At 33.7% G+C, this 23,967-nt stretch carries 16 protein-coding genes; 9 read left to right on the top strand and 7 right to left on the bottom strand.

Translation table 11 applies throughout. The annotated features are described in order from the left end of the window. Positions 1-32: 32 nt before the first annotated feature. Positions 33-890 (bottom strand): maleylpyruvate isomerase N-terminal domain-containing protein, encoded by an 858-nt coding sequence (locus tag IPK14_01980; protein ID MBK7992207.1) that lies wholly within the window; start codon positions 888-890, stop codon positions 33-35. A gap of 110 nt (positions 891-1,000) precedes the next feature. On the opposite strand from IPK14_01980, the gene IPK14_01975 reads away from it, so the two are divergent. Together IPK14_01975 and IPK14_01970 are read left to right on the top strand one after the other, a co-directional pair. After that, entirely contained in the window at positions 1,001-2,005 is a 1,005-nt protein-coding gene (locus IPK14_01975) for an NAD-dependent epimerase/dehydratase family protein (GenBank protein MBK7992206.1), read from the top strand. A 25-nt stretch (positions 2,006-2,030) separates the two neighbouring features. After that, positions 2,031-4,442, top strand: coding sequence for a hypothetical protein (locus IPK14_01970; protein MBK7992205.1), 2,412 nt, complete (start codon positions 2,031-2,033; stop codon positions 4,440-4,442). A 39-nt stretch (positions 4,443-4,481) separates the two neighbouring features. Here the strand turns inward: IPK14_01970 and IPK14_01965 are convergent, their stop codons facing one another. Next, positions 4,482-5,255, bottom strand: coding sequence for a 1-acyl-sn-glycerol-3-phosphate acyltransferase (locus IPK14_01965; GenBank protein MBK7992204.1), 774 nt, complete (start codon positions 5,253-5,255; stop codon positions 4,482-4,484). Between the two features lie 302 nt (positions 5,256-5,557). Here IPK14_01965 and IPK14_01960 point away from each other — a divergent pair, with 302 nt between their 5' ends. The 3 genes from IPK14_01960 (at position 5,558) to IPK14_01950 (ending at position 12,421) form a co-directional block, all read left to right on the top strand. Beyond that, positions 5,558-6,091 carry a hypothetical protein gene (locus tag IPK14_01960; protein MBK7992203.1) on the top strand — a complete coding sequence of 178 codons (534 nt, stop codon included), beginning with the start codon at positions 5,558-5,560 and terminating at the stop codon, positions 6,089-6,091. Between the two features lie 350 nt (positions 6,092-6,441). Beyond that, positions 6,442-9,378 carry a TonB-dependent receptor gene (locus tag IPK14_01955; GenBank protein ID MBK7992202.1) on the top strand — a complete coding sequence of 979 codons (2,937 nt, stop codon included), beginning with the start codon at positions 6,442-6,444 and terminating at the stop codon, positions 9,376-9,378. 268 nt (positions 9,379-9,646) lie between these two features. Then, positions 9,647-12,421, top strand: coding sequence for an insulinase family protein (locus IPK14_01950; GenBank protein ID MBK7992201.1), 2,775 nt, complete (start codon positions 9,647-9,649; stop codon positions 12,419-12,421). A 119-nt stretch (positions 12,422-12,540) separates the two neighbouring features. Here IPK14_01950 and IPK14_01945 read toward each other — a convergent pair whose 3' ends face one another. Continuing rightward, complete coding sequence (locus tag IPK14_01945; GenBank protein MBK7992200.1) at positions 12,541-15,054, bottom strand: SMP-30/gluconolactonase/LRE family protein; 2,514 nt, start codon at positions 15,052-15,054, stop codon at positions 12,541-12,543. 182 nt (positions 15,055-15,236) lie between these two features. Continuing rightward, positions 15,237-16,883: a VCBS repeat-containing protein gene (locus IPK14_01940; protein MBK7992199.1), complete on the bottom strand. Its 1,647-nt coding sequence runs from the start codon at positions 16,881-16,883 to the stop codon at positions 15,237-15,239. 833 nt (positions 16,884-17,716) lie between these two features. Between IPK14_01940 and IPK14_01935 the strand changes: the two genes are divergently transcribed. From IPK14_01935 to IPK14_01925, 3 genes are read left to right on the top strand one after another with little or no spacing between them, the layout of a single operon-like run. After that, entirely contained in the window at positions 17,717-17,998 is a 282-nt protein-coding gene (locus IPK14_01935) for a hypothetical protein (GenBank protein ID MBK7992198.1), read from the top strand. Between the two features lie 36 nt (positions 17,999-18,034). Next, positions 18,035-19,462 (top strand): S8 family serine peptidase, encoded by a 1,428-nt coding sequence (locus tag IPK14_01930; protein MBK7992197.1) that lies wholly within the window; start codon positions 18,035-18,037, stop codon positions 19,460-19,462. 58 nt (positions 19,463-19,520) lie between these two features. Next, the gene (locus tag IPK14_01925) at positions 19,521-20,318 is read left to right on the top strand and encodes a TlyA family RNA methyltransferase (protein MBK7992196.1); all 798 of its coding nucleotides are present in this window, start codon (positions 19,521-19,523) and stop codon (positions 20,316-20,318) included. Positions 20,319-20,325: 7 nt separating this feature from the next. Here the strand turns inward: IPK14_01925 and IPK14_01920 are convergent, their stop codons facing one another. After that, entirely contained in the window at positions 20,326-20,637 is a 312-nt protein-coding gene (locus tag IPK14_01920) for a hypothetical protein (GenBank protein ID MBK7992195.1), read from the bottom strand. A 255-nt stretch (positions 20,638-20,892) separates the two neighbouring features. Here IPK14_01920 and IPK14_01915 point away from each other — a divergent pair, with 255 nt between their 5' ends. Next, the gene (locus IPK14_01915) at positions 20,893-21,465 is read left to right on the top strand and encodes a thymidine kinase (protein ID MBK7992194.1); all 573 of its coding nucleotides are present in this window, start codon (positions 20,893-20,895) and stop codon (positions 21,463-21,465) included. Between the two features lie 9 nt (positions 21,466-21,474). Here the strand turns inward: IPK14_01915 and IPK14_01910 are convergent, their stop codons facing one another. Further along, positions 21,475-22,419: an MBL fold metallo-hydrolase gene (locus tag IPK14_01910; GenBank protein MBK7992193.1), complete on the bottom strand. Its 945-nt coding sequence runs from the start codon at positions 22,417-22,419 to the stop codon at positions 21,475-21,477. A gap of 5 nt (positions 22,420-22,424) precedes the next feature. Continuing rightward, the gene (locus IPK14_01905) at positions 22,425-23,945 is read right to left on the bottom strand and encodes a trypsin-like peptidase domain-containing protein (protein ID MBK7992192.1); all 1,521 of its coding nucleotides are present in this window, start codon (positions 23,943-23,945) and stop codon (positions 22,425-22,427) included. Positions 23,946-23,967: the final 22 nt, after the last annotated feature.

The following is a 23,967-nucleotide window of genomic DNA, read 5'->3' as shown; positions in this document are numbered from 1 at the left end:
TTAAAAAGAAGAAATCTTTGATTTACTTTATTTTAAGCCATCACAGAAAGCATATTTATAACAGGTTGAGCAAGCTCTGTATCCCCAATAATACTAATATCTTTTAGAGCTAATTGCCTGTCTATTCCTTTGGTAAAAAGTCTCCAAGCAATATTTTGGTCAATATTAACTTCTGTAGTAATAGCTAAACTTAACTTTTTAACTAATTGCCAATTATTGTTTTGTCGTAGTAAAAACCAACTGCCTCCAGATTTACCAGTAATATTAAATTTAAGTAAAGTATTTTCTTCTGTATTAGTATTTCTGTAAGTGTATGGTAATGCTCGCATAAAAGCATCTAGGACAGGAAAATAAAGCTCTCTAGTGTCAATTCTATCTTGCTCAACTCGATTAGTAGCTAGGCGAATTTGCTGTTGATGGTGCCAGTGTTCTGTATATTCTCTAGCAATATCAAACCAGTTATCAGACGTTTCTTCACCTGCCCAGGCAACTGAAAAAATAGAAGGTTGAAAAGGATCTAAGGCTTTTAGGACTAGATAAACTTCTTTAGTTGCTTGATCTAGCAGGTCAATTAAAATTTTAGGGCTAATTCTACTAGTCGCTTTTACCCAATCAGCATTTAGTTGATTTAAGTAAGCAACTAAATCTTGGTAGGAATTTATATTTTGCCCACTTTCGCAAAAATAATTATCTCTATAAATAGAAATTTTCCTTAAGTTAGTATCTAGCAAATGAGAAACAATATCTTTAACAGTCCAAAGTGGGCAAATTGTAGGATTTTGCCATTCTTGAGGCTCAAGACTTTTTAATAAATTTATTAATTTACCATTAAGTTTTGGAAATAAATCTACTACAAATATTGGGTCTAGTTTTTCTACTAAGTTATCCATAAAATTTAGCCTTAAAATTAATGATTAATACGTGGTTAGCGGTGTTAACTCCACATTTAAGCTTTTGTTGTGATATTTTTGCAAGTTATCAAAAGCAATTTGGAGTCATCATGTCAAAAACTTTAATTACTGGAGCAACAGGTTTTCTAGGTAAACATTTGATAAATCACCTTTTAGAGAAAGGCCAAGAAAATTTACGTATATTAGCTAGCTCAACTATACCAGATTTTTTATCAAATAACTTAGAAATTATTACAGGCTCAATCACTGATTCTAAAACTGTAACAGAAGCAGTTGAAGGAGTGACGGAAATTTACCATTTAGCAGGTAAAGTTTCCCGAAACCTAGATGATAAAAGACAAATGCATGAAGTTCATATTGATGGAACTAGAATATTATGCGAGGCAGCCAAAAAAGCTAATGTCCGTCGTATTGTGATGGCTTCAACTAGTGGAACAATTGCCATTACTAAAACAGGTGAAGAAATTCCAGACGAAACCTGGCCTACTCCAATAGAAATTTGTTCCCGCTGGCCCTATTACGGTAGCAAAGTCTATCAAGAAGAAACTGCCCGCCATATGTGTAAGGGTAAGGTTGAACTAGTGATACTTAACCCTAGTTTACTGCTTGGGCCTGGAGATGACCGCCTTAGCTCAACTAATGACATTTTGAAATTTATGTCGCGGGATATTCCTGTAATTCCTAAAGGTGGAATAAATTTTGTTGATGTTCGAGACACAGCAATTGCTTTTGCTAATGCAATGAAACGCGGTCGAAACGGGGAAAGATACTTACTAGGTGGCCCAAATTGGACATTTGAAAAGTTTTTTGGAAAGCTTGAAAGAATAACCAAAATATCTGGGCCAAAATTAAGTATTCCCTCTAAAGCATCTATTTGGGGAGCTAAAATAACCGACTCATTTTATAGACATTGGGGAAAAGTCCCACCTATTGAAGTAGTTTCTGTGGAAATGGCAGATTATTTTTGGTATCTAGACTCAAGCAAAGCAGAACGTGAGCTTGGTTTTGTTTCGCGGGATCCCCAAGAAACTTTATATGATACAGTAAGTTACTTAAAAGCTAATTTTTTACCAGCAGAAGATTTTACTAATTAAAAAATAGAAAAAGCCCCTAAATTTTATGAAAAACCTCACGAAAAATAATAAAACTAAAAAAATACCTCTTGAAAAAGCTCTTATAACAAATAAAGTTTTACCTGTTGTTCAAGTAAATGATAAGAAAACTAGCCAAGAAACTTTGTCTGAAGAGCCTCAAATTCATGAAGTTGATCAACAGTCTCAAATAACTATCAATAATAAGAAAACCCTAACTAGTAATTTTATTGATGTGATTTGGAATAACATTATTTTTCTTGTTATAGGAGTTTTTTTACTTAAGATATTTATTGCAGCCAAAACAGAAGGAACAAATGATATAACAACTTGGAGGCTTTTTTCTGAAATCACACAAAAGCAAACAGGAGCAGGTCTTTACACTAACTTAGACTATTTTAACCACCCACCATTTACAGTAAATGTAGTTAAATTTGTACAACTACTAGAATCCTTGACAAAAATTGATTTAGCTTTTTGGCTAAGACTTTTTTCATCACTATCTGATATAGGTAGTTTATTAATTACTTATAAAATTCTTTTAAAAATAAAGGGAAAGGAAAATCTACCAAAAACGGCCTTAATTTTAATGATTTTTGCGCCAATTTCTATAATGGTATCTGGTTTTCATGGAAATACAGATCCTAACTTTATTTTCTTTTTATTGCTCTCTGTTTATTTAATAGATGTAAGTGGCGACAAATTAAGAAGTTATTTACCAGAAACAATCTATAAATATTTTACTAGATTTGGATTAAGCAACTTAACTCTAGCTGGCTTATTTTATGGATTAAGCATGAATGTTAAGATTGTCCCAATGATTGTTGCGCCCTGTATATTTTTTTACTTAAGTAATAATAAAAGGCGCATTGAATATTTTTTATCAGCAGCAATTATTTGGATGCTCCTTTCCATGCCCTATATTGTCCAAGTTCCTATGCAAATAGCTAAACATACTTTTGGCTATAATAGCTTTTATGGACTATGGGGAGCGTCAAGAATCTTTAATACATATTTAAGCGATAATCTTTGGCTAAATGATTTTTATGCTAATCAAGGCAAATTTTTAATAATAGCTCTTATAGCTTTATTTGCGTTTTTAATAAACTTTGTTGGGAAAAAAATACCTTTGTTTTTTCAAATAGGTTTTACTTTTTCCCTTTTCTTATTTTTGAGTCCTGGTTTTGGAATTCAATATCTTACTTGGCTTGTTCCCTGGATTGTTGGCCTTAGCATTGAATTAACCTTGCTTTACTACTTAACCAGTGGAATTTTTGCTTTTATGATCTATAACTCTTGGTCAAGTGGGTTTCCTTGGAACCGTGCTTTTGCCTTTAATCATGACCAGTTTTTTATTATTAAGCATGAGTATATTTGCTGGTTTTCTATAGTAATAATAACTATTTGCTATATAGTATATATAGTAAAGTTAAAAAACTTATCATTTGATGAGTATTTTACTAATCTTTGGATTAAAAAATATTCTTTTGCTATTACATTAACTATTTTAGTAATCATTTCTATTAGCACTTATAAAGATCTTTTTATAAACAATGCAATTCATTTTTACTATATTAATGGAGAAACAAAAGAAATTAGAGAAGTTAACCTAAAAGAAAAAAGTTTTTTGATGCTTAGTTACTTTCATGGTCAAGTTAGACTTTATCAAGAAGAAGTAGAAGATTGTAAAGAAGCACTTAAGATAAATCCTAATAATCCAGACGCTTACAATAATCTTTGTTCTGCTTACAATAATCTTCAAGAATGGGAAAAAGCTATAGAAGCAGGAAACAACGCTTTAAGGCTTAATCCAAACTATCAATTAGCAAGAAATAATCTTAATTTTGCTAAATCTCAATTAGCAGCAACAGGTAAAATTTTAACTTCCTCAGAAGATATTATTGGCTATATTAAATCCCCTCCAGCTAATTTTACAGACAAGGATTTTGTTAATTTAAGTTTAGAATTAATTCAAAAAGGTGACAATTATTCAGCTATTTTAGTTTCTGAAAAAGCAGTAGAAATTAATCCAAATAGTTTTATTGCTTATAATAATATGTGTATAGCTTATAACAATATTTTTATATATTCAGAGGCGGAAATTGCTTGCAAAAAAGCTCTAGAAATAAACCCTCAATTTGAATTAGCAAAAAATAATTATGATTTTACTTTATCAAGAAAAGCTGATCAGAATGCACCAAAAGCAACTCTAGCCAATTATATAAATTTAAGTTTAGCTTTTCTTAATGTGGGGAATTTTGAAAAAAGCATTTATATTTCCAAAAAAGCATTAGAAATAGATTCTAATAATCCAATAATTTATAACAATATATGTGTTTGTTATAATGGGCTTAGTCAATGGGAGAAAGCAATAGAAAGTTGCGAGAAAGCAATAAAAATAGACCCTAATTTTGTTTTAGCAAAAAACAATTTATCTTGAATAAAAGCCAAAAAAAGTAATTAATAAATAGCTAAAATATTAAGACTCTGCACTAATTACTTTTTTACTAGTTACTGCTTCTAGTTCAGCAAATTCAGCAGAAACACTTTCATGCTGTTTTATAACCTGTTCCCAACAATAATTAGCAAATACTTTGTCATTATCAAATTTGTTAGCCGCAATAGGTTCCCCTATTTCAATAAAAACTGGATAACGCCCGCCCGGTGGGGCCTTATGTCCAACAACTAAATAAGAACCATGTAAAGCAATTGGAACAACTTCTAAACCCGCACGCCAAGCCATTCTAAGTAATGCGGGAAAAACTTTTTTCTGTAGTTCGCCAGTTTTGCTACGAGTGCCTTCAGGAAAAATATAAAGTGCAGTATGGTTTTTTGCTCTATCAACAATTTTTTCTAAAACCTTACGACGTTCTGAACCACTATCTCGGTCAAAAGCTATACTTCCTGCTAGTAGTCCTGCTAAACCAATAAAAGGAAGATAAAGATTTTCTTTTTTTGTTAAAAAAGGTAATGGATAATTTGCTACTAATAAAGTTATATCTAAAGCACTTTGATGATTAGAAATATAAAGTTTTCCTAAATAAGAATCTCTCTTGATATGTTCTTTGCCTTTTACATGCATATCAATTCGACATATGGCACAAGTACCTCGAGCAAAAATTAACCAGGGAAAATAAAAAATTTTTCTTCTATGCAGCATTGGAACTGTCCAACCAACTAGAATTGGTGGGGTAAAAACTATTGCCGCTAATATTCCAACTAAAATAATTCTGATGACATCTATTGGCCTCATAGATTTTCGCTGTCAAACTCCACGTTAAACTTATTAGGAACAGGGTTACTTTTTTGTTATATAGAATAGAAGCTAAGTTTGTTTTAGATAAAGCTAAAATTTTTATTTTTTTTAATGCTTTTCAATAATCTGCCAAAATCCTCTTTTAAGTCAAATAAAATATTTTATTTGACTTGACATTATTTTATTTTATTTTTATTATAAATCGTCTATATTTTGTATGTCTTAACTACTAACAAAACTTTTTCTTAAAAATTTATTGTTAGTTTAAAAATTTACTATTGAGCAAAATTTTTTAATTTATGAATAAGCGACAAACAACAAATAATATTCAAATAACAAAAAATAGCTTAAAAATATACTGTCCTGTTTTTAACCATATTAAAAACACAATTGTTTGTAGTCTTTGTTGTTCAATTAAACATAAATGTCAAGATTTTCAAAAATTTTATGCTGAAAATCAGGCGGCTCAAGAAGTAGCCGTAGCTGAATATATCGAAACTCATCATAGTTTACCATCGAATTCATTATTAATTATTCAATATCGCCTGGAGGTCTTAAGAAATATGAGTGATACCTATGTTTGGATTGATCAAGATGATCGTGCAGAAGTAATGACATTTGAACAAGTTTTACAAGCTGCTGAAAATGGCAGAAAACCAAAACATATTTTTTTAACTAAACAAGAACTAATGTTGCGTTATCAATTAGTTCCTAAAAATCGTCAAGAAGCAACATCAACAACTCGCCCACTTAAAGCTAGTGAGTTAGCAACTGTAGAAACAGAAGAATCTCAAGAACAAACCAAAAAACGCACTGGTAAGGCTGTTGCCTAACAATATAGCTTGGAAACAACAAATTACTAATTGAATATAGTCTGTTGTTTCCAAGACTTTTTAATTATAAATTTGCTGCAAAAATAATAGATATTCTTATCTATCTATTTATTTTTCAATTATATACAAATAACGCACTTAATAATTTCCTTATTTCTTAGCAATTATTTTCTAATTTATTTTCTAATTTATTAACTAATTAACATTTATAATCTAAGTAAGCATAACTAATCTCTTTACTTTTTTTCTTAACTTTGAAACAATATCCACTCTAAAAACTTACTAAGCAAATTATCATAAATAAACCTAAAATTAAACTCCATAACCTAAGTAAACAAAGGTAATACTCTATGAGAAGATCTATCTTTATTATGTTTTTATGTCTTTTCTTAACTCTATCAATTAAATCAATTTATGCACAAGGTGGAGCAACAACAGTAAATATTTCAGGAAGTGTTACAGATGAACAAGGTGCTACTATTATAGCAGCAACCATTAGAGCAAAAAATTTAACGACTAATATCACCCGTGAAATTACATCTGATCAAGATGGAGCATTTAATTTAGTGCAATTACCCCCCGGAACTTATGAAATAAGCATAGAAGCAGAAGGGTTTTCCCAACAAATAACAACACGAGATTTAGCACTTGGAACAACTTCACTAATTAACTTTAAATTAAAATTAGGTCAAAATTCTGAAATAGTAGAAGTGTTTGCAGACGCAGGTATTAACCAAACTAAAACAGAAACTAGCACCAATATTAGCCAAAACTCTATTAATAATTTGCCAATTAACCGACGAAATTTTTTAGATTTTACGCTTACTTCAGCACGTGCCACCGCCGACCGAGTACCTGCACAAGGTACTGCTCCATCTTCAGGAATTTCATTTAATGCCCTACCTGCTAGATTTAACAATATTACTATTGATGGTGTAGATAATAATGACGTGGTGACAGGAACATCCCGTTCAACATTTAGCCAGGAAGCTGTGCAGGAATTCCAAGTAGTTTCCGACACTTATTCTGCTGAGTTTGGTCGAGCAGTTGGAGGAGCAATTAACATTGTTACTAAAACTGGCGGCAATCAATTTAATGGCAATTTATTTTTCTTTTTGCGTAATGATGAAACTAGTGCGCGAGATACTTTTGTAAGCAAAGAACCCCCTTATGAACAATATCAATTTGGTGCTGTTTTGGGCGGGCCAATAAAAAAAGATAAAGCTTTTTTCTTTACCTCATTTGAACGTTTGACTATTCAACAAAGTAATATTGTGACTATTACTGATAACACAATTGCTGCTCTAAGACGACAAGGTTTTTTAGATGTAAAAAATGGTGCTGTGCCTTTAGCAGTTGGAAGTAGCGCGTTTTTAGCACGTGCAGATTTTCGCATCACTCCAAGCAATTTACTTTGGGTTCGCTACAATGGCGGGTTTAATTATAATGGTGCTTTTGAGCCTTTTGGTGGTCTAATAGCTGAAACTAATGGCGCAGTTTTACGCCAAGATGATAACTCTTTTGCAGCTAGCAACACTTACATTAATACTAACTTAAACTTAGTTAATGAAACTCGTGTGCTTTATGGTCGTCGGACTACTAAACTACTTTCTTTAGACAATAACCAAGGCCCACTGCTAACTTTAATTGCTCCTGAAGGGGGAATAATTCTAGGACGTAACCAAGTATTGCCAGGTAATAGACTAGAAAATTCTTATCAATTTGTTAATAACACTTCAATTGCTAAAGGAAGAAATGATATAAGGTTTGGGATTAACTTTGGCTATCTTGATATGCAGGGCCAATTGCCTTTTTTCTTTGGTGGGCAAGCTACTTTTACTCCGCTACAACTTAGCCCAACTGCACCTGTAATTTCTGGACTTCAAGCCTTTGACCCTAATTTACGAACTCCTGAACAAATCCAATTTCTTAATGCTGTAGGTCAGCAATTTGGAATTAGCGGACTAGCTAATTTACCTATTCCAAGAACTTTCTTACAAGGCTTTGGAAATGAACAATTAATAACTTATGCTCGGTTTATCTCTCTTTTTGTTCAAGATAAAATTAAATTAAAACCAAACTTATTCTTAAACGCAGGCATTAGATTTGATACTAACCAGGCTGGTTTTACTCCTCGAAATAGTGGAATTTTTTCTCCTAGAATTGGTATTTCCTATCGTCCATTAGAAAAATTAAAAGTTGGATTGTCTTATGGAATTTTTTCTGGCGTGCCATTAGTAGGCGTATTAGGCGCAGCAGAAGTAAGTGGTGCTGCTGTAAAAATTCCTGTACTTCCCTTTCCTCTTTCTGTTCTGGCCTATAACCAACCTAATAGACGTTTTCCAGGTAATGATAAAATTCCTGCACAAGTTCAATTTGTTGAACAATTAAGCCAGGAAATAAATGTTGATCCTAACCTGCAAGACAGCTATAGCCAACAACTTACAGCTACAATTGATTATGCTTTAGATCCAAAAACTTTTCTTAGCCTCAGTTATAACTTTTCTCAAGGTGTAAAACTTTTTGCCGTGCGTCAAATTAATCCTATTGTTCGCCCGGTTGCTGGCAGTGCTGTCCAAAGTGCCTTAACTGGCCGGGTTAATCCTCGTACTGGTGGAATTTTTGAATATGAATCAGCTTTTAATAGCAACTACCATGCTGTAACTTTTCAATTTGAAAGAAAATTTGATAAACGCTTTAGCCTACTAGCTCATTACACTTTTTCAAAAGCCATTGATGATAGTTTAGATTTTCGTACCATTGTACAAGAAACCCAAGATCCATTAAATATTGGCAATGAGCGTTCCCTGTCTATACAAGACTTACGTAGTCGTTTTGTCTTATCTGGTGTGTTAGATTTTGGCTACTTAAAAAATCGTCTGTTGGGGGACTTCCAACTTTCTACAATTGTTAACTTAAATTCTGGTCGCCCCTACAATTTATTAGCAGGTGTTGATCTTAACCAAAATGGGGATAACCCGCCTGGTGATCGTCCTAATGGCATAGGTAGAAATGCTGGCATTACTCCAGGATTTGCTAATGTTGATTTAAGGCTATCTCGAAAAGTAAGAATAGGTGAAACTATTCAAATACAAGGGTTTGTAGAATTTTTTAACTTATTTAATCGTGTAAATATTAGTGATTTTGCTAGGGTGTTCTCTCCAAATGCTCAAGGTAATTCACTTTTACCAACTCAAGATAATGGACGTTTTATTGTTCCAAAACAAAATTTCCGTTCTGCTTTTGCTCCTCGCCAAATTCAAATTGGCTTTAGGATAAGCTTTTAAGTTATTAAGCCCAACAACTGCTTGTTGGGCTTTTTATAATTTGTTTAATAGTTGCTTAAAACAAAAACAAAAAGTTTTCGCCCGCCGTTTAACTCAAAAATCAATAAATACATAAAGATACAAACTTGGATTATTTATCGCCATTTAAAGTTGAGTTTTTATCAGGTGCTTTGAAATAATGCTAGTTTTGTTAAATTATTTATAATTTGTAATTATTCTATCTACATAGGTTAATTAAAATTCAACCTTACAAAAAGGAGTTAAAAGTATGCTACGAAAAACAAAGCTACTAGTATTTTTCTTTATACTAGCCTGCTTAGTCTTTACTAGTGTAAAAGCAAGTTCTGGAGATAATCCATCATCTCCAACAACTGTTGATGCTAGTAGCGATTTAGATATCCCTTACCAAAAGTTTGTCCTAAAAAATGGTTTAACCTTACTTGTACATGAAGACCGCAAAGCTCCAATAGTTGCTGTCAATGTCTGGTATCACGTAGGTTCAAAAAATGAAAAAATTGGTAAAACCGGCTTTGCTCACCTCTTTGAACATTTAATGTTTAACGGTAGCGAAAACTATAACAAAGATTATTTTCAAGCTCTTGAAACAATTGGTGCAACAGATCTAAATGGAACAACTAATAATGATCGCACTAACTATTTTCAAAATGTCCCTAAATCTGCCTTAGATATGGTCTTATGGCTAGAATCTGACCGAATGGGGCATCTTTTAGGAGCAATTGATCAAGCAAAACTTGATGAACAACGCGGTGTAGTGCAAAACGAAAAACGTCAAAGTGAAAATCAACCCTATGCAGTAGCCTTTGAGCTAATAACTAAAGCTACTTATCCGGCTCAACATCCCTATTCTTGGACTGTAATAGGTTCAATGGAAGATCTTAATGCTGCATCGCTTCCAGATGTGCAGGAATGGTTTAAGACCTATTATGGCGCGGCTAATGCTGTGTTAGTTGTAGCAGGTGATGTTAACGCCAATGAAGTTAAAGAAAAGGTAGAAAAATACTTTGGTGATATTCCTGCTGGCCCTCCTATTGCTAGACATCAAGTAGCAATTGCTAAAATGACTGGTGAACGCCGTCAAACAGTCCAAGACCGAGTACCACAAGCAGCAATGTTTAAGGTTTGGAATATTCCACAATGGGGATCAGCAGAAGCTGATTATTTAGACCTAGCTAGTGATGTACTTGGAGCAGGTAAAAATTCCCGACTCTTCAAACGTCTAGTTTATGACTTACAAATTGCTTCTGAAGCAAGTGCGTCAATTGATATAAATGAAATTGGTGGACAATTTTATGTTCAAGTTTTTGCTCGCCCTGGTGAAGACTTAAATAAAATAGAAACTATTGTTAATGAAGAAGTAGCGCGATTTTTAGCTGAAGGGCCAACAGAAGCCGAGCTTAAACGTATTAAAGCACAATATGCCGCTAGATTTATTCGTGGTGCAGAGCGTATTGGCGGGTTTGGTGGTAAATCTGACATTTTAGCTATGAATCAAATTTATGCAGGAAATCCAGATTATTACAAAACTACCCTTAAAAGAGTTAAAGAAGCGACTGCTAAAGATTTACAAGAAACTGCTAAAAAATGGCTTTCAGATGGTTCTTACACTTTAACCGTTACTCCATTTCCTGAGTTTACCAATGAAGCAAAAGGTGTTGACCGTAGCAAATTGCCTGACTTAGGCCCGGCACCAGAAATAACTTTCCCAGACCTTCAACGTGCTACTTTATCCAATGGCTTAAAAGTAATCCTAGCAGAACGTCATTCTGCTCCACTTATTAGCCTTAATTTAGTAGTAGATGCGGGCTATGCAGCAGATCCAAATCCAGGAACAGCTAATATGGCTATGTCAATGTTGACTGAAGGAACAAAAAACCGTGATTCCTTAAAAATTAGCGAAGATTTAGCTAATTTAGGAACTAATTTAGGTGCATTTTCTGATTTAGATACTTCCCGCGTCAGTTTAGGTAGCCTTAAATCTACCCTAGACCAAAGTTTAGATATTTTTGCTGATGTTGTTTTAAACCCTTCTTTCCCAGAAAAAGAATTTAAGCGTTTACAAAAACAACAACTTGATGGGATAGAACAAGAAAAAGCTGACCCAACTTCTATTGCTTTAAGACTAATGCCAGGTTTAATTTATGGAAAAGGTCATCCCTACAGCCAACCATTTACCGGCTCTGGTACACCTCAATCTATTACAAACATGACCCAAGCTGATGTGGTTAAATATCATCAAACCTGGTTTAAGCCAAATAATTCTACTTTGGTAGTTGTTGGCGATACGACCCTTTCAGAAATTGTTCCAAAACTAGAAAAATTATTTAAAGATTGGAAATCTGGCGAAGTACCAAAGAAAAATATTGCCCAAGTAAATCATCAAAACAAACCCGTTGTTTATTTAGTTGACCGTCCTGGCTCACTCCAATCTATTATTGTTGCTGGTCATATTGCTCCTCAAAGATCTAATGCTGATGAACTAGCAGTTAACACTATGAATAATGTTTTAGGTGGTGTGTTTACTTCCCGCCTTAACTTAAATTTGCGTGAAGATAAACATTGGTCATATGGAGTATTTAGCTTTTTAGCTGATACTGCTGCCCAACGTCCTTTCTTAAGCATTTCTCCAATACAAACTGACAAAACTAAAGAATCTATTTCTGAAGTAGTAAAAGAACTTCGTGAAGTTTTAGATAAACGTCCAATTACTCAAGAAGAATTCTTAAAAGACCAAACTAATCAAATTTTAGGCTTGCCAGGCGGTTGGGAAACTAATGGTAGAGTACTAAATTCTATTCTTGACATTGTTCGTTATGGTTATCCTGATACATATTACAAAACTTATGCTAATCAAGTAAGAGATCTTAAGTTAGATCAAGTAAATCTGGCTGCTCGCAAAGTCATTCAACCAGACAAACTAATTTGGTTAATAGTTGGTGATAGAAGCAAGATTGAAGCAGGAATTAAAGAGCTTAACTTAGGTGAAATCCGAATTTTAGATGTAGATGGAAACCCTGCTAAGTAAAGATTAACAAAGATTTTTGTTAACTCTAAAAGTCTTCAAATAATAAATTTTTCTAAAACAAAAATAGCTTAACTACAAGTAGTTAAGCTATTTTTCTGGAATTAAATTTTATTAAAAATTTAACGTATTCCTGTTGGTTGATTAAATTGGTTTTCTCCTGTACCAGGTGTTCCTACAATAATTGTAGTTGCCCCAGAAACAGCTTTGTTTTGAATACGATTATTACCTGTATCACTGATTATTGCATTAGCATTAGCAGTAACAGTAACACCCTCAGGTAATCTTACCAAACCAAGTCCTGTCCCTGATGACATAAAGATTGACCATACTCCATTGTAGATTTGAACACGATTATTAGCTGTATCAGCTACAAAAACTTGACCTAAAGAATTAACATAAACTGCACGAGGAGCATTAACTTTACCAATTGCTGTTCCAGCACTAGCACCAGCAAATATAGTCCAAATACCTGCCATATTAACTTGAATGCGGTTATTACCTGTGTCAGCTACATAAACATTACCATCAGCATCAACAGCAATTCCTCTTGGTTGATTAACTTTACCAATTGCATTACCAATTGTAGCGTTAGCAAAAATTGAGAAAGTAGGATTAGATGTAGAAGCATTTGTTACTACTTGAATACGATTGTTAAGTGTATCAGCGATATAGAGTTTATCTTGTGCTTCATCATAAGCTAAAGCTTGAGGTGCATTGACTTTACCAATAGTTGTACCAGCACCGGCTAAAATCGTCCATGTAAAACCACCATCTATGGAACGCTGAATTCTATTATTTCCTGTATCTGCTACAAAAACTAATGTATCTGCTACATTTGCAGTTATACCTCGTGGATTATTGAACTGACCTAAACCTGTACCAGCACCTAAACCTATGGTTGACCAGCTACCGCCTTCATCTGTAGAACGTTGAATTCGGTTATTGCTTGAATCAGCAGCATAAATAGTAAAATGATCTAAGAAATCATCATTTGTGATAGTTCCAACAGCTTGTCCATCTACAATCATTCCATTGACAGCCGATGTTAAATTGACAAAAAAGGTTTCACTTTGTTCTGTAGTTCTATCACCGTTAATTGTCACAGAAAAGCTTTGACTAGTTACTCCAGGAACAAAAGTTAAGGTTCCACTACTTGCTATATAATCACTACCAGCAATTGCAGTTGTATTACTTGTTGCATAATTTACCATCACTGTTAATGCACTAGCAGGAGTTAAACTAACAGTAAAAGTCATTGTACTAGTACCACTATTTCCTTCTGCTTGAGTAACATCATTAATGCTTAAGCTAGCTGGTGGGTCATCATCAACAATAGTTAAAACAGCACTGCTAGGACTACCAAGAGTCGCTCCTCCTGTAGGATTGCTTAAGCTCAAGTTTACCATTTCGTTTACTTCATCTGTTAAATCATTGATAACAGTAACAGAGAAAGTTTTAGAAGTTTCACCATTTAGGAAAGTTAAAGTTCCATTAGAAGCAGTATAATCACTAGCAGCAGTAGCAGTTCCATCACTTGTTGCATAGTTGATTGTTACTGTACCTTCATTTCCATTAGTACGGGTGACAGTAATAATTGCATTAGCTGCATTTTCCATTACTGAATAAGTTGCTGAACTAAATTGTAATGTGCCTGGTTTAGGAACATTAACAATAGTTAAAACAGCAGTATTAGGACTACCAAGAGTTGCTCCTCCTGTAGGATTGCTTAAGCTCAAGTTTACTGTTTCATTTCCTTCAACTAAAACATCATCAATAATTGGAACAGAGAAAGTTTTAGAAGTTTCACCATTTAGGAAAGTTAAAGTTCCATTAGAAGCAGTATAATCACTAGCAGCAGTAGCAGTTCCATCACTTGTTGCATAGTTGACTGTTACTGTACCTTCATTTCCATTAGTACGGGTGACAGTAATAATTGCATTAGCTGCATTTTCCATTACTGAATAAGTTGCTGAACTAAATTGTAATGTGCCTGGTTTAGGAACATTAACAATAGTTAAAACAGCACTGCTAGGACTACCAAGAGTTGCTCCTCCTGTAGGATTGCTTAAGCTCAAGTTTACTGTTTCATTTCCTTCAGCTAATACATCATCAATAATTGGAACAAAGAAAGTTTTAGAAGTTTCACCATTTAGGAAAGTTAAAGTTCCGCTAGAAGCAGTATAATCACTAGCAGCAGTAGCAGTTCCATCACTTGTTGCATAGTTGATTGTTACTGTACCACTGCTTCCATTAGTACGAGTGACAGTAATGGTTGCATTAGCTGCATTCTCCATTACTGAATAAGTTGCTGAGCTAAACTGTAAACTACCAGCATTATCATTATCTATGATAGTTAAAACAGCAGTATTAGGACTACCAAGAGTTGCTCCTCCTGTAGGATTGCTTAAGCTCAAGTTTACTGTTTCATTTCCTTCAACTAAAACATCATCAATGATTGGAACAGAAAAAGTTTTAGAAACTTCACCATCAGCAAAAGTTAAAGTTCCATTAGAAGCAGTATAATCACTAGCAGCAGTAGCAGTTCCATCACTTGTTGCATAGTTGACTGTTACTGTACCACTGCTTCCATTAGTACGGGTGACAGTGATAGTTGCACTACTTCCGCTTTCCATTACTGAATAAGTTGCTGAGCTAAATTGTAATGTGCCTGGTTGAGCCGCAACTTCACCAGTGATGCTAATATCATCTATTCCTACCCATTCGTCATTACCGGCAGCATTAGTAGTAATAACACGTACTTGAACTACAGATTGGTTATTAGCTGCTGATGGTAAAGTAACGCTAACAGGTGTTACTAACGTAGCAAGATTTGGCCTTGTGTAGCATCAGCTACATAACCACCAGCTAAATTAGTAAAGTTTCCAGTTGTACCAACACGATATTGTAAAGCTACTTGTTGTATTGCATTATCTGCTGAACCATCAAGATCTCTTAAATTATAAGCTACATTGATGTTATTAAATCCTGTAGTGTTAAGAGCAATAATAATTGAAGGAGCATCGGCTGTACCTGAACCTTGTAAAGCTACTGATGGATTAGCTATTCCATCAAATTCAGCTACACCACCTGTTGCTAAAGCATTAGGATTGCTTTGGTTAGCAATTACATCAATAACAGGTGTTCCTTCCCCTAATATAGTTTGTGGGTCAGTGCCTGTAGCAGCCGTTAAATCATCGCCCCGATAACCTACAATTCCTGCTACATTATTCCAATTATCATCTGTTGTAATCAAACCTGTATTTGACCAGTTTTGGCTAAATGGCAGTGTTTGAGCAGGACTTAGCACGTTTGGTTGAATGGCTAGCATCAAATCTAAACTATTGCTGTTTTGATTGGATATAACCAAATCTAAAATACCATTACCATCTAAATCATCTGCTATTGTAGTTCTAGGTAAAAAGCTTTGGGTTAAAGCTAAATTAATAGTACTAAAAACATTATCATTATTAACAAAAACAGACACATTATCTTGATTGCTTGTAATGATATCAAAATCACCATCTTTATCTAAATCAGCGGTTATTATTGAGCTTGGGTTAGTCGTTCCTTTAGGAAGAGTAAGGTTATTAATAATATAGTTATTGGTTTTGTTAGTTAGTATGGAAATAGTATTATCTTGATTACTAGTAATTAACTCTACTAAACCATCTTTGTCTAAATCAGCAGTAGTAATTGACAAAGCAGACTTATCTAAAGAAATAGAATTACTACTAAATTTAGCTTTGCCATCATTAGATAAAATAGTTAATGTTTGATTAACTTTACTAGCAATTATTATATCTAAAGTATTATTGCCATCTAAATCTGCTAAAGCCAAACTACTAGGATTATAAATAGAGTATAATTGTCTATTTTGGCTAGCAAATTGACTAGAACCATTATTAAAAATAACAATAATATTGCTATTTGAATCAATAACAACTAAATCCATCTTACCATCAGCATTAAAATCCCCACTTGCTATCGATGTTGGATTATTAATTTCTGGAAGATTTAAATTTCTGCTAGTAAAATTTCCTGTCCCATCATTACTTAATATAGTCAAATTAGCATTTATAGAATTGGCTGTTACAATATCCAAATCCTGATCCAAATCAAAATCAGCTATTGTTATGTCAGACAGTCCATCAATGTTTGGAAGGAAAATTTCTTTGCTAGAAAATTTCCCTCCACTAGCATTAGTTAAAATTGTTATAGAATTACTTTTTTGATTAATTGTAACTAAATCCAAATCACCATCTTTGTCTAAGTCTGCTGATTTTAGAGAAATAGGAGATAAAGCTTGGAATAAATCAATTTTTTTTGAAATAAATTTAATCCCTCTCAATTGAGGAGTAATTTTGTCTTCAAGGTTAAAATTTTCATTTGTTTCAACATATAAAGACTTTCCGTTCAAACTATCAAATAGAGATATTTTTTTACTATTTGCCTGAGAAGACATATAAACAATGCTTGAACAGACAATAAGTAAGAACATAAATAAAAATGTCCGAATATGGAACTTTTTCATATTATTCCTTTAGTTATTTTAAATATTTTAGTTTATATACTTGTTTTAATCATTGATATATTTTCAGTAGTTAAACTTAAGCTTTCGAAGTTAGGGATCTTAAAAAAAATACTATAATTACTTTAGAATAAGAAAATTATAGTATTTTGGAGTTCCATTATTATCTAATAATATTTATTAATCAAGTTAGACCTGATTAATAAGTGGAGAGTATCTATCCAATAAATTAAAGCTAAAAATAAAGGTGGGAATTAGCATTAATTGAAATAAAATTTTTATTTAGTGACAGTTTTTGTCAACCACTTACTGCCAGCTTTTGTCAATTATTTCAAGATTAAAATCAATATAAATTTAGCAAATATTTAATTTATTCTATTTATTGATACTTAGATAAAAATTAAAATATTTCTTTTTCTGGTACGCTCTTTGCTAAAAGCTTATTCAAAATAAATTATAAATTTAAGGTAAAAGTAAATTAATAAAAAACGCTATTATATAACATATTAAGAGTTTTTACGGTTTTAATTTCTACACCCCTCAATAAGTAAGTCCTAAAGCCTAGTTTTGGAGCCAAAATTGGTACTCTAAAATTAGGCAAATTTTTTTGCTCAAAACTCATTAAACATCATCTTTTAAGCATTTATTTCTTACTTTGGTTAAAGGATTGCTTTTTTAATAAAATCATTATAAGCTTCCTTTGCAAGCTCAAATTCATCAATATTTAAGCTTGCTCAAGCGACATAAAATAATTTAAGGAACTTACAATGCCATTGGATCAAAATCAAGCAACTAAATTAGTAGTAACAGATTTAGCTACTCGTCTAAATGTTGCAGAATCAGCGGTTACAGTTAGCTCAACAGAATCAACAGAATTCTCAAATGCTTGTTTAGACGCAGCTAAAACTGGTGAAATGTGCGCTCAAATGATGCTGCGAGGTTGGACATTAATACTTAGCTGTCAAGGAAAGTCTTATGAGTACCGTGCAGCTAAAAATCAAGTTCGTTTATTTAATTTCAATGGTCAAAACTATAAAATTTATCCCTAGAACTTGTCTCGCTAAGTAAACTTAGTAGAAATAGCAATGGGACATAAACTTATGAAGCGTTCCCCATTAGTACATTTAGCACTAGGTACACTAGTAATTATTTATGCTTATTTAGCAGGTGTTATTAACCAATCAGAAAAAGCTTTTGAGTGTATTACTGAATCTGAATGGGAAGCCACAAATAATTGGCCTAAAGCAGATTGGGAAAATCCTGTTTGGCAAACAAACCTACCTCAAAACTATGATTTAATTATCAAGTTTAAAGATGGTACGCCTCAATCAATGATTAATTCGCTAGTTTCAAGATTTAACCTTAATACATTCCGCTCTTATAGCGAACTTCCAAGTTTTTCTTTTGTTTCTGTCACCACATCAGAAAATTTAACTTTAGACGAGTTAATCGCCCGTTATAAGGCTGATCCTAACGTTGAATATGTAGAGCCAAACTTCCGTTATCAAGCCGATGATATTATTCCTAATGACCCATTTTTTGAGTCATTATGGGGGCTTAATAATGTAGGGCAAAAGATTAATGGAAAACCTGGCGGTGTTAGTGGAGTTGATATAAATGTCTTAAAAGCTTGGGATTTAACAACTGGTGATGACCAAATAGTTGTTGCTGTTGTAGATACAGGTATTGATTATACTCACCCAGACCTTAAGCCCAATATGTGGGTTAATGAAAATGAAATTCCTGACAATGGCATAGATGATGATGGTAATGGTGTAGTTGACGATATCCATGGTTATAATGCAGTTGATGATAGTGGCGATCCAATGGATGATAATGACCATGGGAGTCATTGTGCTGGTACAATTGGCGCGGCTGGCGATAATGGAGAAGGTATTGTAGGAGTCAATTGGAAAGTAAAATTAATGGGGCTTAAGTTTTTATCTGGTGATGGAAGCGGTTCATTAAATGACGCATTAGAAACCATCAATTATGCTTTAGAAATGAAAAAACGTGGCGTTAATATTCGCGTCCTTTCTAATAGCTGGGGTGGTGGAGATTACTCACAAGCCTTGCATGACGCAATTAAAGCCTTAAATAAAGAAGGAATATTATTTGTTGCTGCTGCTGGAAATAGTGCAACAAATACAGATACTTATCCTCATTATCCTTCTTCTTATAAGTCAGACAATGTTCTTTCTGTTGCTGCAATTAATAATCAAGATTACCTAGCTAGTTTCTCTAACTATGGTGCTAGCTCCGTTCATATTGGCGCACCAGGCGTTGATGTTTATTCAACTGTTACAGGTAATGATTATGCTTATTTTAGTGGTACTTCTATGGCAACCCCTCATGTTTCTGGTGTTGCTAGTTTAGTGCTTGCCAATAATCCTACTTTAACCCCTAAACAAATTATTGAAACAATAGTTACTACTGCTACTCCTTCTCCAGAATTAAAAGGAAAAACTATTTCTGGTGGTAGAGTAAATGTTTATGCAGCAATGACTAAGTAATTAACCTTTTCTAAGAGTACAAGTTCTTACTTGTACTCTTTTTCCCTTCCTTATTTTTGTGGCTAAAGAACGAATTGATAAATTATTAGTAGAATGTGGTTTAGTTGAAAGCAGACAAAAAGCCCAAGCCTTAATCCTAGCAGGCCAAGTCTTAGCCAATGAACAATTAATTGACAAAGTTGGTCATAAAATTGATGTCACCTCCCAACTACGCATCAAAGGTGAAAAACTCGCCTACGTTTCTCGCTCAGGCTTAAAATTAGCAGCAGCACTTAAAACTTTCCAAATTGATGTTACTAATAAATTATGCTTAGATATTGGTGCTTCAACAGGTGGCTTTACTGATTGTTTATTACAAAATAATGCTAAACATGTTGTAGCTTTAGATGTAGGGCATAATCAACTTGACTGGCGTATTCGTCAAAATGAACGTGTAACAGTAATAGAAAATGTTAATGCTCGCTATTTATCTACAAAAGATTTTTCCTATCTCTTTGAAATAGTTACAGTTGACGTTTCTTTTATTTCTTTAACAAAAATCTTGCCTGTAGTTCCTGAGTTAATAACTAATTCTGCAAACATCATAGCTTTAATCAAACCTCAATTTGAAGTTGGGCCACAGGAAGTTGGCAAAGGTGGCATAGTTGCTGATGTAAACAAACATAAGCGAGTAATAAAGGAAGTTGTGTTAGCAGCCCAAGAGCTTAATTTAAGCTGTTTAGGGATACTAGCCTCACCTATTACAGGAATGGATGGTAATCAAGAATTTCTATCACATTTTTCTAATAGCTTGACAACTACAGCAATTCCCCTAGAAGAAACCCTAGATAACTTAAGATATCCTATAAAAGAATAATTATAAATTAAGCACTTTTACGTTTAGAAATATATAGAATAGTATCTATTTCTAAAGTAAGCGCAGCAATTTGAGGAAATTGCCTACTATAATCATGGTGAGGTCGTCGCTTGCTAAATTGACTGCGAGTAATATCTAGCTCTAAAGAAAGGCGTTCAATAGCTCGTAGGGGCAAGGTAATTTGGCGATTAGTAACAACTTGTTTTAATAGTGATTTCCAACCTAGTTCCGAAGGCATTTCTACAAGTTCTATTTCTTCTAGCAATAGCCTTTTTTCATTATCTTCAAAACTAATTGTCCAAGTTCTATCTATACGCATAGTTTTACCTACATATAAAAGTGTTAATAGATTAATTTAAGGATTTTTGAAAAGTTTATGTGGTGGCAGATCCTAACAGAAAAACTTTTAGTTGCAAAGAGTAAAAAGCTAAAAATCTGCACTACCTTAACTGCAAATTATACTATAATTAACAAAGTGTCAATTAATAAATTAGTTTAACTTTTCATTTTCTAAAAAATACGGTATATTCTGCCAGAGAAATATTTCAAACTTTATTAAATTTTTAGGAGTAACATGGATTTTTTTCGTAGCGAAGGTGGTTGGATAGAAGTCATTTGTGGCAGTATGTTTAGCGGAAAAAGTGAAGAATTAATTCGCCGTTTACGTCGCGCCCAACTAGCCCGCCAATCAGTACAAATATTTAAGCCAGAAGTTGACACCCGTTATTCAGTTAATCATATTATTTCCCATAGTGAAATAAAAATATCTGCTATTCCTGTGAGCTCAGCAGGAGAACTTTTTTCTAAAGTTTTGCCAGATACTAATGTTTTAGGTATAGATGAAGCACAATTTTTTGATAATGATTTAGTAGATGTTTGTAATGATTTAGCTAACAAAGGTAGACGAGTAATAATTGCTGGACTTGATCAAGATTATTTAGGTAAACCATTTGAGCCAATGCCACAACTACTAGCAATTGCAGAACATATAACTAAAACACATGCTATTTGTATGAAGTGCGGTTCATTAGCTAATTATTCTCAACGGCTTTCACATAATAAAGAACGAGTAGTTTTAGGAGCAGGAAACTTATATGAAGCGCGTTGTCGTAGTTGTTTTGAACTACCAAAAGAAAATAACCTGTAAATTTACAGGTTATTTTATCCGAAAACACTCCATTTCATCCTGTTTTTCCATAATTAAACGACCATCAGCAACCGCCATATCTAAATGTGCTTGAGCTTCAGAAACAGCTAAATAACGGTGCATCCCTTCCACATTGGGAAATAATAATTCTGATATTTCCCATGCAGTTGCTCCCCTATTAGGTAAAAGAGATATTACTTTCATTTGCCTTTCTTGAGTACGTCGAACTAAACGATGAAAATGTTCTCCATAATCTAATATTGGATGTCCATGTCCAGAATGAATAAAAGTAGGTGCAAGTTCTTTAATTCTTGAAACAGAGCAAAGATATTCACTTAAGGAAGGAAACCGTCGGTAATTATCTAGCGGGTCAACATGTAGCATTGGATTTGGACTAATATGCTTAATTACTGTATCTGCTGCTATTAATTCACGGTTACTTTCTCTAAATAAACAAATACTGCCTGGAGTATGACCTGGGGTATGTAAAACTTTAAGCGAGCCTTTTTCAAAAATTATTTCTTCTTCATCTTCAACAGGTGTAATAGATACTTGGCTACCTGCAAGAGGTGAAAAGCGTTGATAACCCTGCTCAAAACGTTCAATTACTTGTTGAGGAACTCCAGCACGCTTAAGTAGTTTTCTATGCTCTGAATAATCATAGTTATTATGAACTTTCTTTTCTTCCCAAGAATGTAGCAATACTTCTGCTCCAGCAATTTCCTGGAGGCGAGAAGCCAGTCCATAATGGTCTTCATGAGCATGAGAAATAATAATACGTTTAATTTGTTTTAGTTCAATGCCTAGATCAGCTAAACCACTACATAGCCCTTGATAGGCTTCTTCTGTATTTGGGCCAACATCAATTAACGTTAAAGGGTCAGTTCTTACTAAATAAACATTGACCGGGCCAACATAAAAAGGCGTAGGAACAACAATTTTATGAATTTGCATAAGTGTTATGGAATTGTCAGCGATATGTAACGATGTGAGGCACTTAACTGAGAATTTCTTTCTACAAATAATACTAGTGAATCACCTGATTTTAGTTTATTTATCGCTTCGCTAAATTCTTCTTCCTTGGAAACTGTTTTTTTATTGATTTCTTTAATGATATCGCCATCTCTTAAACCTGCATCATGAGCTACATTATCCACATTTACCATTCTAACAACAACTCCACTATTTGTTTGAGTACCTAGTTGTTTAGCTCTTATTTCTGTTAATGATGCAATGGCAAGCCCTAATTTCTGTAAAATATCTTTATCGGACTTAGCTAATTTGGGTTTAGTTTCTTGAATTAAGTTTGATGGATTAACAAATTGTTGATTTGCTTGTCTTTCTACCAAGGTGACAGAAGTAGACTGCATCAAGCCATTACGCAAGTATTTTACCGTAACAGGATTATTTATTCGAGTAGCAACAATATAGCGAACTAGATCGCGGTCATCTTTAACAAAATGACCACTAAATTCTGTGATTACATCCCCACTTTTTAAGCCTGCTTTTGCTGCCGGGCCGTCAATTTCCGTTATATCGTGTATTAATGCACCAACAGGATCTTTTAATCCATAAATTTGAGCAAATTGTGGAGTCACTTTGCTTGGATAAACGCCTAAGTAGCCGCGTGAAACACGTCCAGTAGTAATTAGTTGATTATAAACATCTGTAAAAATCGCTGCTGGTACAGCAAAACCAACTCCTTCAAAATTACCTCTACGGGTAGCAATTTGGGAATTAATTCCAATTACTTCCCCTGATAAATTAACAAGTGGCCCACCAGAATTACCAGGATTAATTGCTGCATCTGTTTGCAGAAACTGTTGAAAGTTCCGGTTTTGATCTGTTACTCGCTCTTTAGCACTAATGATGCCTGCTGTTACAGTTTGTTCTAACCCAAATGGGCTACCAATAGCAAGCACCCAATCACCCACAACTACTCTATCAGAATCACCAATACGAGCAGCTTTTAATTTTTTACCAGAACTTACTTTTACTACAGCTAAATCTGTTTCTTCATCAAATCCAACTAAGCTACCTTTTAAAACAGAGCTATCTGTAAACCTAACTTTTATTTTAGTAGCATCTTTTACTACATGATAATTAGTTAAAATATAGCCCGTAGGATCTATAACAAAGCCTGAACCACTACTTTGGCTAAAATTTTCTGCATCAAGATCTACAGTAGTAATATGAACTACACTACTTTCTATAGTTTGAGTAGCAGTAGCAAAAGCCGCAGAAAGCGATAAAGGAGAGTTTGCTTCAGAGTTCATAGCTTTTGTTGGGTTTTCTGTAACTGCTCCGGCTCGATTAACCACTATAGAACCTATTCCAATGCCTGTTAAGAGGATAAAAACTAAAGCTAGAACTAATCCTGGTGCAGTTAGTTTGACGGTAATAACCCTAGTAGCAAAAAGTTGGTTATTTGACTCTTTGGTAGGTTGTTGATTTTCTGGGCATGGCTGTATTTCTTGCATTAAAGCCTCCAGCAAACTTCCT

The sequence above is a fragment of the Blastocatellia bacterium genome, from assembly GCA_016713405.1.
In the GTDB taxonomy this organism is placed as follows: domain Bacteria; phylum Acidobacteriota; class Blastocatellia; order Chloracidobacteriales; family JADJPF01; genus JADJPF01.
This window is presented reverse-complemented; position numbering and strand designations above follow the sequence as displayed.

What these genes read in the sequence shown, in the direction of transcription:
- IPK14_01980 (MBK7992207.1), bottom strand. Translation starts at nt 890, where the DNA reads ATGGATAACTTAGTAGAAAAACTAGACCCAATATTTGTAGTAGATTTA.
- IPK14_01975 (MBK7992206.1), top strand. Translation starts at nt 1,001, where the DNA reads ATGTCAAAAACTTTAATTACTGGAGCAACAGGTTTTCTAGGTAAACAT.
- IPK14_01970 (MBK7992205.1), top strand. Translation starts at nt 2,031, where the DNA reads ATGAAAAACCTCACGAAAAATAATAAAACTAAAAAAATACCTCTTGAA.
- IPK14_01965 (MBK7992204.1), bottom strand. Translation starts at nt 5,255, where the DNA reads ATGAGGCCAATAGATGTCATCAGAATTATTTTAGTTGGAATATTAGCG.
- IPK14_01960 (MBK7992203.1), top strand. Translation starts at nt 5,558, where the DNA reads ATGAATAAGCGACAAACAACAAATAATATTCAAATAACAAAAAATAGC.
- IPK14_01955 (MBK7992202.1), top strand. Translation starts at nt 6,442, where the DNA reads ATGAGAAGATCTATCTTTATTATGTTTTTATGTCTTTTCTTAACTCTA.
- IPK14_01950 (MBK7992201.1), top strand. Translation starts at nt 9,647, where the DNA reads ATGCTACGAAAAACAAAGCTACTAGTATTTTTCTTTATACTAGCCTGC.
- IPK14_01945 (MBK7992200.1), bottom strand. Translation starts at nt 15,054, where the DNA reads ATGGAAAGCGGAAGTAGTGCAACTATCACTGTCACCCGTACTAATGGA.
- IPK14_01940 (MBK7992199.1), bottom strand. Translation starts at nt 16,883, where the DNA reads ATGTCTTCTCAGGCAAATAGTAAAAAAATATCTCTATTTGATAGTTTG.
- IPK14_01935 (MBK7992198.1), top strand. Translation starts at nt 17,717, where the DNA reads ATGCCATTGGATCAAAATCAAGCAACTAAATTAGTAGTAACAGATTTA.
- IPK14_01930 (MBK7992197.1), top strand. Translation starts at nt 18,035, where the DNA reads ATGGGACATAAACTTATGAAGCGTTCCCCATTAGTACATTTAGCACTA.
- IPK14_01920 (MBK7992195.1), bottom strand. Translation starts at nt 20,637, where the DNA reads ATGCGTATAGATAGAACTTGGACAATTAGTTTTGAAGATAATGAAAAA.
- IPK14_01915 (MBK7992194.1), top strand. Translation starts at nt 20,893, where the DNA reads ATGGATTTTTTTCGTAGCGAAGGTGGTTGGATAGAAGTCATTTGTGGC.
- IPK14_01910 (MBK7992193.1), bottom strand. Translation starts at nt 22,419, where the DNA reads ATGCAAATTCATAAAATTGTTGTTCCTACGCCTTTTTATGTTGGCCCG.
- IPK14_01905 (MBK7992192.1), bottom strand. Translation starts at nt 23,945, where the DNA reads ATGCAAGAAATACAGCCATGCCCAGAAAATCAACAACCTACCAAAGAG.